This window comes from Mucilaginibacter sp., assembly GCF_036383575.1.
Taxonomy (GTDB): domain Bacteria; phylum Bacteroidota; class Bacteroidia; order Sphingobacteriales; family Sphingobacteriaceae; genus Mucilaginibacter.
In genome coordinates this window covers 1-13,584 of record NZ_DASVOB010000614.1, presented here as the reverse complement: position 1 = coordinate 13,584, position 13,584 = coordinate 1, and the positions used below count along the sequence as shown (strand labels likewise).

Genomic DNA, 13,584 nt, shown 5'->3' with positions numbered 1-13,584 from the left:
TATTAAAGCAGAAACACACCCCTCCGCCCCTCTCAAGAGGGGAATCGCACAATCCCGAGCTTTTCGCGAAGGTTAGTTAATAAATAAACAAATAAAGAAAATCTCTTCTGTCGGAGGAGATATAGAGGGGGCTTATGAAAGCGAAAAATTTATACTTAATAACGGCATTGGCAACAGCAATGTTTTCCTGTTCAAAAAAGGAAACGCCAACGCCAACCAAAACGGATACTACCACCACCACGCCGGTAACAACAACGTTTGATATCAACAGCATCAGTGATACTTATGCCGATATCTCTGCATTTACCTACTATCCTAAATGGACGGTATATAATGTGCATGACCCATCCATCAAAAAGTTTGGTGATTATTATTATTGTTATAGCACTGATGTGGCTTTTGGTACCGATGTAAGGTCCGGGTTGCAAATTCGCCGGTCGAAAGATCTGGTGCAGTGGGAGTATGTGGGCTGGGTATTCTCTTCATTGCCTGCGCAGGGCTCTGCCTATATTATCGGCAAGGGCGGTGCGCCTTACAATGCTTTATGGGCACCCTATGTAATGAAGGTAGGTTCGGAATACAGGTTGTATTACTCACTTTCATCGGCAGTAGCTCGGTTAAGCGTTATTGGAATGGCGACAGCCTCGGCTCCCGATGGTCCGTGGACAGAGAAGGGCATTGTGGTAACATCCGCCAATGATGCCAGTATCCAAACCAACGCCATCGACCCAACCGTAATCACTACAGCCACCGGTGAGCAGTATATGTACTATGGTTCGGCCTGGGATGGGATCTATATCCTGAAGCTTGACCCTTCAACTGGTTTGGCTGTATCTCCCGGCGATAAGGGCAAACGCATTGCCAACCGTGGTTTTACTGGAGGCAGATACAATGGCAACATTGAGGGGGCTGAGGTGATCTATAACCCTGATCTGAAAAAGTATTTCCTGTTTATTAGTTATGACTGGCTACAAACCAAGTACAACGTAAGGGTAGGACGGGCTGATAGTCCAACCGGGCCGTTTTATGACTACAATGGTCATGATGTTAACACTGATGAAGATCACGGGCCGATGATCTTGGCTCCGTACCAGTTCACCAATCAAAGCGGTTGGCAGGGTACAGGCCATTGCGCGGTATTTGATAACGGCAGCGGGCAGTATTTTATGGCGCACCAGGGCAGGCCGGGTATTAACTCTTACTTTATGGACTTGCACGTTCGCAAAATATCATGGACACCTGATGGCTGGCCTGTAGTGTCGCCGGAAAGATATGCCAATGTTGCCCAAACAACTATAGCTTCAACTGATATTGCAGGAACCTACGAAAAGATAACGCTGAATTATCACATTGTACCGGGCTATGGTACTGAACAAACCAATCCGGATTTCCAGGTGTCGACAACCTTTAAACTGGATGCCGCAGGTACTATTGACGGCAATGCGGCCGATAAATGGACATTCACCGCTCCGTGGCTTGAGCTTAAATATAACAATGGTGACACTTATAAACTAAAAGTTGAGCGTGAGCGCGACTGGGAAAATAAAATAACATCAACCTTGGTATTTACCGGGTTAGATAACCATGGCACTGCCATTTGGGGAAAGAAAAAACAATAGGTTGTTTTTATATAGGTTGGTAGCCCTTCGGTTTAATTACTGAGGGGCTTTTTTATTGTACGTGCTGTTGACGAAACTATATGCTTTTAGATGCAGGATTGTCGTATAAAGCGTTGGAATATAAAATCTTTTCCACAATTGGTTGTTTTTCTGCTACTTATTCGTAAATTGACTTTACCAAACTAACCTGAGTATTTATGAAAAGTGTAAAGCATATCCTGGCTCGCAAGGGGAGCGATGTTACTGCCGTACCCGCCGAAACTACTGTGTTTAATGTGTTGAAGTTGATGGCCGATAAAAATATCGGTTCGGTAGTAGTGACCGAAAACGGCAAATATGTGGGCCTGATGACCGAGAGGGATTATTCCCGTAAAATTATTTTGATGGGCAAGCACTCCGACGAAACCACTGCCGGCGAGATCATAAGTACCAACTTCCCGAGGATCACCCCCGAATCATCAGTTGATGAATGTATGCTGATCATGAGCGAAAATAATATCAGGTATTTGCCTGTGTTTGATGTGGCAGATCAGTTATGTGGTATCATTTCTATGAGTGATGTGGTATACGAAACCCTCCACTCACAACGGGAAACCATTGAGCAGTTGCACAGCTATATTCAGTCAACATAAATTATAGTCGGGCACATTTCACCAAGCTTCGTTAAACTTCACCCAGTAAATATCATCCCAGCCGTTGCCAGGGCTGTTAAGCAGCGCTTGGAATTGTTGATATGTTTTTGTCTGACCGTTGCTCAATTGGCTATTAACGCGGTTACTGGTAAAGATCAGGTATTTTTTATCGACGGTTACAAAAGGGCAGTAATCAAGCGCTGCACTGTTGATAGGTGCGGGCAGATGTTTGGCTGGGAGCCAGTTGCCTGATTTATCTTTGCGGCTTATATAAAGATCGCCATGCCCCAGGTCATCGGCGCGTCCGTAACAGCTAAACATAATGAACTGCTCATCAGGATCGATAAAAGCGTTAAATTCATCATACTTGGTATTCACATCTTCGGGCAGGCTTTCGGGTTTGCTATAGCCTGTTGCCGTTGGTTTACAAACTACAATATCCTCACTTCCTTTGCCATAATCGGCCTCCACGGTAAAATAGAGATTGCCACTTTTAGCTACACTGGGATAATACTCACTTTTTGTAGAGTTAACTTCCGGTCCAAGATTTTCGGGTTGGCCCCAATTGCCATTCCTGGTACGTTTAACCCGCCATATATCAAAATCTTTTTTGACGATGGTATCGTTCAGAGGCCTGTCTGATGAAAAATAGATCATCTGCCCATCCGGCGAAAAACTTGCTTCCAGGTCGCGGTAGCGGCCGGAGAAGGCTGCAACTTCAGGCTTGCCCCATTTACCGTTTTTCTTTTGGATGTGTAAAATGGTACTGGTTATAAAACGTGGTTGTTGCAGGGTAAAAAAGATCTCGTCACCCTGTGGGGATATGGTAAAATCGCGGTTGCTCAGGCCATCGGTAAGGATGCCCTCGGCAAACAGACGTGGTGTATCGGCTGGAAGGGATGCATCTGGATAGCTTACCTGGGCGAAGCAGCAGCCCGCCATCAGCATAAAAATAAAAAGCAGGATTAATTTACGATACACCATGATTATCAAATTTATACTGTAGGAATTATTGGCTCATCACCCCAACAGGGGGATATTGGGTTTGGCTTAAGTAAAATAAAGTTTATTATTTATGTTTGTTAACCAGATCCAATTTATGAAGGTTTTTATTGTAGCTATCAGCGCGCTTATACTGTCTGTATCCCCGTCCAAAAAACAACAAACATTTGATGCCTTTTGCAAAGATTTTGTTGCAGGCTATAATGAACTGCACTTACCGCAACTGGAGTTAAGCTATGTAAGCGGGTTGGAGCATATCGGTAGCGCCGCCGATGTTCAAAAGCAATTGGCCTTTTTCACAAAAGTAAAGGCAGGCTTAGCTGCTTTTAAGGCAGATGAGCTCACCGGATCAGAAAAAGTAGACTATCAGCTGATCAGCTATGAAACCGGCCTCAACCTGGAACGGATTGCCCTTGAGCAGGATTGGTTAAAAAACAAACCTGCCGTTATCCCAACAAACGGCATCATCAACATCCCTAACGGTAAAGCCTGGTATGCTTACCTCCTAAAACGGTGGACAAGCGCCAATGCCACGCCCGACGAGATCTACCAGTTTGGCTTAACAGAAGTAAGCCGGGTTCAAAAGCATATCGAAGCTATCCGTCAGCAAACCGGTTTAAGCGAGGAGGATTTTTATAAACACCTCAATGATCCTTCATTTTTTATCAGCGATCCGAAAGTAGTGCAGGAATCATTCGAAAATACCAAAGCGGTCATTTACGCTAACCTGCCGAAGCTGTTTAACAATACCAATATAGCACCGCTAAAAATTGTAAAAGGCGAAAGCAGGCAGCTTGCTCAAACGCCCGGTTACTATGATAGTAACGTGTTTTATTACAACCTATCTGATAAACCCTATAATAAAAGGCAGATAGATTGGCTTTTTATTCACGAAGGCGTGCCGGGACACCATTACCAGGCCAGTACCGAGGCTCAAACCAAAACATCGGCTGTGCAGCAGCTTTTTTACTACATGGGTTTTGCTGAAGGCTGGGGCGCTTATACTGAAGAGTTAGGCAAACAACTTGGTGTATACAAAACGCCATATAATGAGCTGGGTAAATGGGAATGGGACATTGTGCGCTCAGTTCGGGTACCGCTGGATGTTGCGCTGAATTATTATGGCTGGACAGATGAACAAGCGCTGGCCTTCTGGAAAAAGAATATCCGAGGACAGGATGATATTGCCATGCGCGAGATAGCCCGCATGCGCCGCTGGCCAGCACAGGTAGTCACCTACAAATATGGCGCACTGCAAATACTGCACTGGAAAGAGGAGATACAACAAAAACAAGGAGCTCAATTTAATATCAGGGATTTCCATTCACGCGTACTTGACCACGGTTCGCTGCCATTATTTATGGTGAAGGAAAATGTCTTTAAAAAAGGTTAAACTTTTTTCATTAAGCCAGGCAATCATTGTTGCACCAGAGGTGCAAAATGTTTGTAGAATTAAAACCGTAATATATTTATCGTGCCAGAGGTACGCAACATCTTAGCCCGATAATGTTAATCTAAAATCCCTTGTTCAGCAGTTCCTGGTAGCAGTCAATATACTGACCTACATGAATGCCATCAACCAACGCATGGTTTACATGGATGGATAAGGGTATGGTGCGCTTGCCGTGATGTTCGGTCATTTTACCAAACGAGATCTTGGGGCAGCTATCTACAAACGAAAACATGCGCGCGTGTGACAGCGAGGTAAAGTTGATCCACGGTAGTGAGGAATAGCGGATCACGTTATTTAAAGCCTTACGCTCAAGCAGGTTGTTGCTTTGTACCCGTTCAATTTCTTTGTTTGCGTCGCGGGCAAAATCTTCAAACAAAGGATGAAAAGGCCATTCGCCAAAACCAAATGTGCCATTAGCCCGTGGCACCGTTGAGCTTGCATCAATCCGATCATAAATAAAAACCTCATCGCCTTCCATGCGGTATTTGAATGGTTCAATGATTTGGGAGGCGGCTAACGACTGGTACATGGTATAAAGGAAAAATGAGATCCCGTTATCCTTAACAAACTTATAAGCCGCTGTTACATCAATGTTTACATTTACACCGTAATAAGGCTCTTCAAACTGTTTAAAAAAGTTGTAGTGCTCTTTCCTGATCCAGTTTTCAATATCTACTTTTTGTTTCATAATTTTTACTGATGCAATATTAGGGATATTAGTAGTATTAAGTTGTAAGTGTTAAGAAGCCGTCTAAATTTTGTTTGAGAAGTTTTTAAGTAGAGACGCATCACATGCGTCTTGCATAGGACAAGCTGCTTTGTAAGTCATTTACTCCATGAATTAGCATGCGGGAGACGCATGTGATGCGTCTCTACAATCTTAAAACAATTACATTTATACAGCTTCTAATTGTTAAGTCAAAAAGCAAATGTCCGGCTTAAGACTTATCACTACAGACTAATTTTTAACTTAACTTCGGGAAATACTAATCTGCCTCAAAATGTCTTCTGCAATAAATAATGCCCAATATCAAAAAGCTGAAATTTTTAAAGCGTTGCATGAACGCGATGGTTTGTTCATTATCCCTAATCCCTGGGATGCCGGTTCGGCTAAAATTTTAACGGGATTAGGTTTTGAAGCTTTTACCACCACAAGTGCCGGGTTGGCCTATGCGCTTGGCAGGCCGGACGGGCATGCTATGATCAGTAGAGAGGAAACGCTTGATAACGCGCTGGCCATTATTAACGCAACACATTTACCGGTAGCGGCCGATTTGGAGAATGGTTTTGGTGATGCCCCTAAAGCATGTGCCGAAACCATTTTAGTGGCAGCAGGAGTGGGCCTGGTTGGTGGTTCAATAGAGGATGCAACTGGGAATGATCAAGATCCTATTTATAACTTCGATCTGTCGGTGGCACGGGTAAAAGCGGCTGTTGAAGCAGCACGCAGCCTGCCATTTCATTTTACACTAACTGCCCGGGCCGAAAATATGATCCACGGGAAAATAGATTTGCAGGATACCATCAAACGGCTTGTTGCTTATGCCGATGCTGGTGCCGATGTGCTTTTTGCGCCCGGACTTAAAACAAGAGAGCAGATAAGTGAAGTAGTAAAAGCTGTTGCGCCAAAACCTGTAAATATTGTGCTTGGCGCAGCAGGTTTTGATATCAGCTTTAATGAACTTGCAGATTTGGGTGTGAAAAGGGTAAGCCTTGGTTCGGCATTAGCGAGGGCGGCTTTAGGTGCTTTTCAGCGGGCCGCTGTTGAGTTAAGCAAGGGGAGTTATAATTTTGTGGATGAAGCTGTGCCTTATCTGGAATTAAATAAAATTTTTGGAAAATAATTCAATCTCTTTTCTATCCCTAACCATGCTGGTTTTTGAACTGTTTTGGCTTTTGGTCACTGCCATAACCCGGTAATATTCAGTATGTAAAGCCTGTTCGGATTGATATCTCAAAATACCAAATGGTATATATTTATATCTTTGCGCCGATTTTAATAAAACCATCATGTTAAACAGAGTAGTTATAACAGGTCTGGGCGCATTGACACCGCTTGGAAATAATGTAAAAACTTATTGGCAAAACTTAGTTGCCGGTAAAAGCGGGGCGGCCACCATCACCCGTTTTGATGCATCCTTGTTCCGTACGCAATTTGCCTGCGAGCTGAAAGATTTCAATATCACAGATCATCTGGATAAAGCTGAATTAAAGCGTACCGATACATTTACGCAATATGCACTTGTAGCAGCGGATGAAGCTATTAAAGATTCGGGTTTTGATTTGAGCAAAATGGATCCTTTTGATGTTGGCGTGATCTGGGGCAGCGGACAAGGCGGTATGGAAACTTTCGAGGAGCAGGTAACCGAATATGCCAAGGGTAACGGACAGCCAAGGTTCAGCCCTTTCTTTGTGCCGAAATTTATTTCCAACATGGCTTCGGGCATGATCTCTATCCGTAATGGTTTTATGGGTATCAATTATACCACGGTATCGGCTTGTGCAACGTCTAACACCGCTATCATGGATGCGTTTAACTACATCCGTTTAGGTAAAGCCAAGATCATCTTAACCGGCGGTTCTGAAGCGCCTATCACTCCGGCTTCTATCGGTGGTTTCAGTTCAATGAAAGCAATGTCGGCCCGCAATAATGATCCGCAACATGCTTCAAGGCCATTTGATATCGACCGTGACGGTTTTGTAATGGGCGAAGGTGCCGGTGCTTTGATATTAGAAGATTACGAACACGCTGTAAGCCGTGGCGCACATATCTATGCCGAAGTAACTGGAGCATCTATGACAGCTGATGCTTACCACATGACTGCAACCCATCCTGAAGGATTAGGTGCTGCCCGCGCTATGCAGCAGGCCCTAAATGAATCGGGATTAAATATTGAAGATGTTGACTACCTGAACATGCATGCCACCTCAACCCCGGTTGGCGACCTTTCAGAGATCAATGCGCTATTGGCTGTTAGCAAAAATAAAGACATCAATACCATTATAGGTTCAACCAAATCAATGACAGGTCACCTGCTTGGTGCTGCCGGAGCTATTGAAGCAATTGCAGCCATCAAATCGATAGGAGATCAAGTGATCCCGCCAACCATCAATACCACAACGCTGGACCCTGCAATTCCTGGTAATTTGAAATTTGTATTGAAAGATGCCATCGATCATAAAGTGAAAGTAGCTATGAGCAACACTTTCGGCTTCGGTGGGCATAATGGCATTGTTGTGTTTAAAGCAATATAAAGCAATTGAAGACTTACGAAGTTTCAAAAACTTCGTAAGTCTGAATTTTATAGACTATCTAAGGCAACAGCTTCCACGTTTTAAGTTCGCCTTTTATCACCACCATAATTTTATTGGTTACCATTCGGTTCAGGATAACTTTTGCACCTATCCACAATAAACTTTTGGTAAGCCATCCCAGATCTGCCACATTGAGTATAATGGTTTGGATCCGGTTCTTCAGGCCGTCACTAAACCGGTCGATATCCTGTTCTTTAATGGTAGGCCAGTTATTGCCCGAACTGAATTTAATATCGGGGAACTTGATATCTTCTTCAAACACAGGGATGATCTGGTAACTATCGTTTTGGGTTGATTTAAATTTCGTTTTATCGGCATTGGCATAACCATCTTTAAAAATAGAGTTGGTGGTAAGTGCCTTGGCAGGTACCGTAAAATAATCACGCAAAAAGATCTTGCAGTTATGACGGCCCAAAAAGAAATCGTGCACCCTGAATTCTTTATTTAAAAAGCCGCTGAACCCGCTCAACGCACCACATGCTATGGCTTGTTCTCCGGTAAGATCGATTGATTTACCACCGGGTGTATCTACTCTTCGGGAAGGTGTGATCAGGTACTGACCTGCACAATCTGCGTCCATGGCATCTTTAATATTAACCGCTTTTGAGCGCATTTGCGATAACATGGATGACAGCGTTAAGCCTATCACGTTTGACACAGCCCTTGATTGCGAAATGGGTGTTGGCGCCTGGGTAGGGAAGGGCTCGATCATCAGCACGGTTGAAACAAACTTGTTATAGTTGTTGTAATCCACATCCGGCTGCCCGGTAAGGTCATCCAAAACACTCCGCACCTTATCAAAAGGCTCGTTATTGATCATGCCACCGTCAACATTCAGTGTTTGATAGCCGCCGGCAGCAATAGGGCTATTGGCTAAGTAATTGCTTAACCATGGGTTATTGTTAACATATTGGGCATCACGCTTAACTATGCGGGATTGAAGGCCAACTGGAAAAGCACCTGTAGCCATGGCAGCATCGGCGGCTATATCGGTATTAACTTTATTTTTTAGATCGAGCGGCATCCAGCCATTGTTATGCCCGGCGATGGCGTTTTCGGTAAGTTCAAAACATGCATAGTCATTATGGATACGCATATTGTATTTGGTAGGCACCGGCGATGCTGAATTGAACGGAACATTATAGGCGTAGCCCTGCAGGTTGGTAAGCGTGGTGAAGATCTTTAAACCCGGTTTGATATAAGCGGGTGTAGGTTGCCATTGTTTTGGATCGGCAGCAACTACACGCTTGGCAACATCATTAATAAAATCAGAGTTAAGGGCCGATATTACACCTGAGTTTTTAATGTCAGATGTATCCAGCATTTTGGAGAACATATCTGCCTGAACAAGATCGACCCATGAGTGGTAGAGCTTATTTTCTGGATGTTCGGCTAAGATATCTCCCGATGGTTTGTCGATATGGGTTATCGGGTTGTTGAGTGAAGAAGCCGCCATGATACTGGTCATACCGCCTGCCGATGCGCCGCCCATAACCGGGATCTGCACCCTGTGCGATGGTACGCCGGGTTCATTGCGGCGCTTGTCCCATTCGGTTAATGCCTGTAACAGATAATCGATAACGCCTGCAGTATAAGCCCCGGCAGATACTGCGCCGGCCATACAAAGTCCTACATAAAATACTTGCTGATCTGAAGTTTTGTCTGCTGCCATGAGATAGATTTTAGGTTGGGTTGTGAAATTTAGAAAAAGGATATTGCAAAGAAGTACGTAAAAATACGTTAGTTGATAGCGGGTTTTACCCAATTACATAGCTTTGCCGGCTTTTTGCGGTTTTGGGTGCTCCCTGGGCTTAAGTTCCTGATCGATAATCTGTTGCTCAAAGCTCTTTTCGTCTTTACGATCGGTTTTAACTATCCATATCATTAGTGCTATTAACAAGGTTATTACAATACTTACTATGAAATAATTGATCTGCATGTTTATATATTTGGTTAACTAAATTTAACCTGACTGTATTAACTGGCGATTAAATTTGAGTGTGAAATAAAACAAGTCAGCATCCTGGTTTTCGGGAATTGATAGCATCCGATAAAATAATTACTTTATGCAGGCCCATGTAACTGCCATTACCCTTGCTGTTAAAGATCTTGCTGCGATCAAGGCATTTTACATCGGGAAATTTGGATGGCAGATCCTTGCCGAAAATGAAAAGATAATAATGTTAAAGTTTGATAATTTGGTCGTCACTTTGTGTGATGAGCCGCTTTTTGAAGAATACACAAATATAAGCAATAATGCCCGGAGTAAGGGTTTTTATTTCACCATAAACCTTGCTTCAAAGGCTGATGTTGATGCAAAAATAGCCGAATTAGATCAAGCGGGCGTGCCAATACAGAAACTACCGGCCGAAACATTTTGGGGCGGTTATGCGGGTTTTATTGCCGACCCTGAAGGGAATTGCTGGGAGATCTGCTATAATCCCTATATCTAAAGCTGAAAAGTAAAGCGTGTTTCTTCGGATGTTGACATTACGGAAAGCCTGCCGCCGTGCGCTTTTGCTATCTCTAAAGAGATGTATAAGCCCAAACCTAAGCCTTGTTGCCCGGGTTTAACCTCGCCGCGTGAGAAGGGCTGAAATAATCGTTCCATTGCCGCTTCCGGAATTTGTTCGCCGGCGTTGGTTACTGAAAGTGTAAAGCCGTCATTTGCATTGCTGGCAGATACATTAACGGGAGTATCTTTTTTACCATGTGCTAATGCGTTCGATAGCAGGTTGGAGAATAGTTGTGCTATCCGGGTGCTGTCGCAAAATACGGTGCCGGTAATATTAAAATCGGTAATGATCTGCCGTTCGGGTGATGCGAGAAGCAGCTCGGAGATTACATGCGTAAGTGTTTTTTCAAGATGTTCATGATGAGTTAAAGAAAGTGTGATCCCATCTCCAAGACGGCCGCGTGCAAAATCGAGCAGGTTATCTATCAGGCCTTTCATGCGCATGGATGAATCCTGAAGGATGGCCGCCAGGCGTTTAAGGCGGTCATCAAGCGGCATCCGTATCATTAGTTGGCCAACATTTGATACAGCCGTAACCGGATTGCGCAGATCATGGCCTAAAATGGCTATAAACTGCTCACGTAATTCGGCGGTTTTTTGCTCTTCCAAAAGTTTCTCTTCGGCAAAAGCCAGCTGTTCAATTGCCTGTAAATGAAACGAGATGAGGTCGGCATAAAGCTTGAACATATTGATAACCTCGGGCGTATTAAGCCGGGCCGGGTTAGGATCAATAGCGCAAAGCGTACCAAAAAAACTACCATCCTTACGGATGATAGGCATCGAAATATAGCTTTGAAAACCATACATCAAAGGCGTGTGATGGTTACGAAACCGCTCATCCTTTTCAACATGATCAATAATTACAGCTTCTTCACTTTGCCTTATTTCATGGCAAATAGTTGTTTCTAACTGTAATTCGCCACCCGGTACCAGGCCAAACTGAATATTATCCAATACGGCACATGCTATCCATTTTTTTTCAGTAACACGGGCTACGGCTGCAAACCCCATCCCTGTTGTCCGGCAAATAACCTCCAGTATTGAACTTACTACGGGAATCTGGTCTACTGCTTCCAGATCTGCCTGGAGATTGGGGTCTAATGTGCCTGTCATTTGAGGTTTTAAATTCTCGCGCTGTGTTTAAAAATACAAATATTACTAACACAAAATAGTATGTGTTTGTTGAATTAAGAATAATTTAACCGTACTGGTTAAATTATTATTCTTTAGTTAAATAAAAAACTGGTTTTATAACTGTACATGAACATGGTCATCATGCCTTACTGCCCGGCAACCATGAAACCGGAGTTTTGATGTAGTGATACCTAACCGTGTTTTTAAATGAGGCTCAATAAATATTTTATTGATAACGTTTTGTGCTGCAAATAAATTTACGAGGGTTTTTGTTCGCAAGCTATCGAACGTAAAATTGACTTTATTGCCTTGGGGAACTATTTTGGTCAGAAAACTATATTGCCAGTAACCTTTTACCAGGCAAGCCTGAGATGTATTAAGTTCTCCTGCACGTGGCTCTTCACTAATTCCGTAACCGATTGACGAAGGAGTTTTATTAGTCTCTGATCCTGTTTTGTTATCAATATAGAAAAATGCAAGATCCAGTTTTTTGCCATCATTGTGGCTCAGGTGTGGCATAAGCGGAAAACCGTTAATAAACGGAAAGCTTGCATCAAGATAATTTAAGGTGCTACCCGGATACCTTTGGTTCATCTCGGAGGCTACGGCGAATGTAGCCTGCTTAAGCTGAGGGCGAACATAATTACGGTTAAACAAGCAGGTTAACCGGTTTAACGGCCGTAAATGATTAGTTTCTGATAATGGAAGAGGCTCCCTGCCCCATAACCGGGCAAGCGGCGGCACAATTAAAAAAGTTGCAAGGCAATAAAGAAGAATAAAAACGGCAAGCTTTGTAAATTGCTGATAGTACTTATTTCTTGAAGTTTTGTTGATTAGTTTGTGAAAGCTAATTGAAATAATATAAACCAGCCCGCCAATTTGAGTTAAAATGGTGAGCAGGCAAACCAATAAAGCAATAAGTATGGGTTTTACTATTTTCAATTGTTTTTTTAAATTCAATTTAACGGTATAGTAAACCAAAAGGTGCTGCCCTTGCCAATTTCGCTTTCAACGCCCATTTCGCCGCCATGCCGTTCAATAATTTCGGAACTGATATATAAGCCAAGCCCAAGCCCTGAGTATTGAATGCCGGAGGTATCAACCCTGTAGTAACGCTCAAATAAATGCGGAATGTTCTCTGCCGGGATTCCTTTGCCAAAATCCTGTACCGATACCTGGGCCATATCACCCTGTTTACTAATGTTAATGACTATCCGGTTGCTGTCGGGGGCATATTTAACCGCGTTGTTTACAAAGTTAACAACAACCTGGTCAATGCGTTGCCTGTCGGCATACAGCTCAAGCTCAGTATCGCCGGTAAGCTCCAGTTCATGTGTGCCGGTAAGCCTCACATGGTCACAGCATTCATTGATCATCTGGGCCGCCAAAAAGCGTGTTTTATAAAGCGTAAGCTGCCCCGCTGTTATTTTTGAAACATTAAGTAAGCTATCAACCAATTGCTGCATTTTATTCAGGCTGCTGTTACCGCGATTGATAAACTGAGGGATCTTATCAGACGAGGGATCAACCTTGATCAGCCTGTCCAGCAACTGCATTGATGCTTTGATGGATGTCATAGGTGTTTTAAGCTCATGGCTTGCCACACTTATAAAATCGTCTTTTTGTTGTTGCAGGTGTTTAAATTCGGTGATATCAAGAAGGGTGCCCAGGATCCTTAACGGTTTGTTTATGGAGCCGTAGTAAACCTTACCTTGTGCCCGAATCCAGCGCAGGGTGCCATCAGGCCAGATTATTCGCGCCTCGTAAAAAAGTTTTCCGCTGGTGAGTGCTGTTTTGTGGGCATTGTTGCGCAACTCAAAATCGTCGGGGTGTAGTGCTTTTACAAATAGATCGCGGGGCACATCCCGGGCAAATCCAAATATGGCGTTAAATCTTTCTGATGTTAGTATTTCA

The 13,584-nt window shown here is 43.5% G+C and carries 13 protein-coding genes; 6 read left to right on the top strand and 7 right to left on the bottom strand.

Going from position 1 to position 13,584, the window contains the following annotated elements:
• Nucleotides 1–134 precede the first annotated feature (134 nt).
• Nucleotides 135–1,619 carry an arabinan endo-1,5-alpha-L-arabinosidase gene (locus VF500_RS21865; RefSeq protein ID WP_330861715.1) on the top strand — a complete coding sequence of 495 codons (1,485 nt, stop codon included), beginning with the start codon at nucleotides 135–137 and terminating at the stop codon, nucleotides 1,617–1,619.
• A 197-nt stretch (nucleotides 1,620–1,816) separates the two neighbouring features.
• Nucleotides 1,817–2,251 (top strand): CBS domain-containing protein, encoded by a 435-nt coding sequence (locus VF500_RS21860; protein WP_121227909.1) that lies wholly within the window; start codon nucleotides 1,817–1,819, stop codon nucleotides 2,249–2,251.
• Nucleotides 2,252–2,269: 18 nt separating this feature from the next.
• Here VF500_RS21860 and VF500_RS21855 read toward each other — a convergent pair whose 3' ends face one another.
• Nucleotides 2,270–3,235, bottom strand: a complete 966-nt coding sequence (locus VF500_RS21855; protein WP_330861714.1) for a hypothetical protein — start codon at nucleotides 3,233–3,235, stop codon at nucleotides 2,270–2,272.
• Nucleotides 3,236–3,350: 115 nt separating this feature from the next.
• Here VF500_RS21855 and VF500_RS21850 point away from each other — a divergent pair, with 115 nt between their 5' ends.
• Nucleotides 3,351–4,646: a DUF885 domain-containing protein gene (locus VF500_RS21850; RefSeq protein ID WP_330861713.1), complete on the top strand. Its 1,296-nt coding sequence runs from the start codon at nucleotides 3,351–3,353 to the stop codon at nucleotides 4,644–4,646.
• A gap of 121 nt (nucleotides 4,647–4,767) precedes the next feature.
• Here VF500_RS21850 and VF500_RS21845 read toward each other — a convergent pair whose 3' ends face one another.
• A complete protein-coding gene (locus VF500_RS21845) occupies nucleotides 4,768–5,394 on the bottom strand; it encodes a chloramphenicol acetyltransferase (protein ID WP_330861712.1) in 627 nt (208 codons plus the stop codon).
• 313 nt (nucleotides 5,395–5,707) lie between these two features.
• On the opposite strand from VF500_RS21845, the gene VF500_RS21840 reads away from it, so the two are divergent.
• Both VF500_RS21840 and fabF read left to right on the top strand, forming a co-directional pair.
• Entirely contained in the window at nucleotides 5,708–6,550 is an 843-nt protein-coding gene (locus VF500_RS21840) for an isocitrate lyase/phosphoenolpyruvate mutase family protein (protein ID WP_330861711.1), read from the top strand.
• Between the two features lie 166 nt (nucleotides 6,551–6,716).
• A complete protein-coding gene (gene fabF, locus VF500_RS21835; RefSeq protein ID WP_330861710.1) occupies nucleotides 6,717–7,961 on the top strand; it encodes a beta-ketoacyl-ACP synthase II in 1,245 nt (414 codons plus the stop codon).
• Nucleotides 7,962–8,019: 58 nt separating this feature from the next.
• On the opposite strand, the gene VF500_RS21830 is transcribed toward fabF, so the two are convergent.
• Nucleotides 8,020–9,693: a patatin-like phospholipase family protein gene (locus tag VF500_RS21830; protein ID WP_330861709.1), complete on the bottom strand. Its 1,674-nt coding sequence runs from the start codon at nucleotides 9,691–9,693 to the stop codon at nucleotides 8,020–8,022.
• Nucleotides 9,694–9,786: 93 nt separating this feature from the next.
• On the bottom strand, nucleotides 9,787–9,960 hold the full coding sequence (locus VF500_RS21825; RefSeq protein ID WP_330861708.1) for a hypothetical protein: 174 nt from the start codon (nucleotides 9,958–9,960) through the stop codon (nucleotides 9,787–9,789).
• 127 nt (nucleotides 9,961–10,087) lie between these two features.
• On the opposite strand from VF500_RS21825, the gene VF500_RS21820 reads away from it, so the two are divergent.
• On the top strand, nucleotides 10,088–10,474 hold the full coding sequence (locus tag VF500_RS21820; protein ID WP_330861707.1) for a VOC family protein: 387 nt from the start codon (nucleotides 10,088–10,090) through the stop codon (nucleotides 10,472–10,474).
• Here the strand turns inward: VF500_RS21820 and VF500_RS21815 are convergent.
• The 3 genes from VF500_RS21815 to VF500_RS21805 form a co-directional block, all read right to left on the bottom strand.
• The gene (locus VF500_RS21815; RefSeq protein ID WP_330861706.1) at nucleotides 10,471–11,649 is read right to left on the bottom strand and encodes a GAF domain-containing sensor histidine kinase; all 1,179 of its coding nucleotides are present in this window, start codon (nucleotides 11,647–11,649) and stop codon (nucleotides 10,471–10,473) included. The genes VF500_RS21820 and VF500_RS21815 overlap by 4 nt on opposite strands.
• A gap of 135 nt (nucleotides 11,650–11,784) precedes the next feature.
• Complete coding sequence (locus VF500_RS21810; RefSeq protein ID WP_330861705.1) at nucleotides 11,785–12,612, bottom strand: hypothetical protein; 828 nt, start codon at nucleotides 12,610–12,612, stop codon at nucleotides 11,785–11,787.
• A gap of 14 nt (nucleotides 12,613–12,626) precedes the next feature.
• Nucleotides 12,627–13,584, bottom strand: a 958-nt coding sequence (locus VF500_RS21805; RefSeq protein WP_330861704.1) for a PAS domain-containing sensor histidine kinase, incomplete at its 5' end; no start/stop codon positions are given.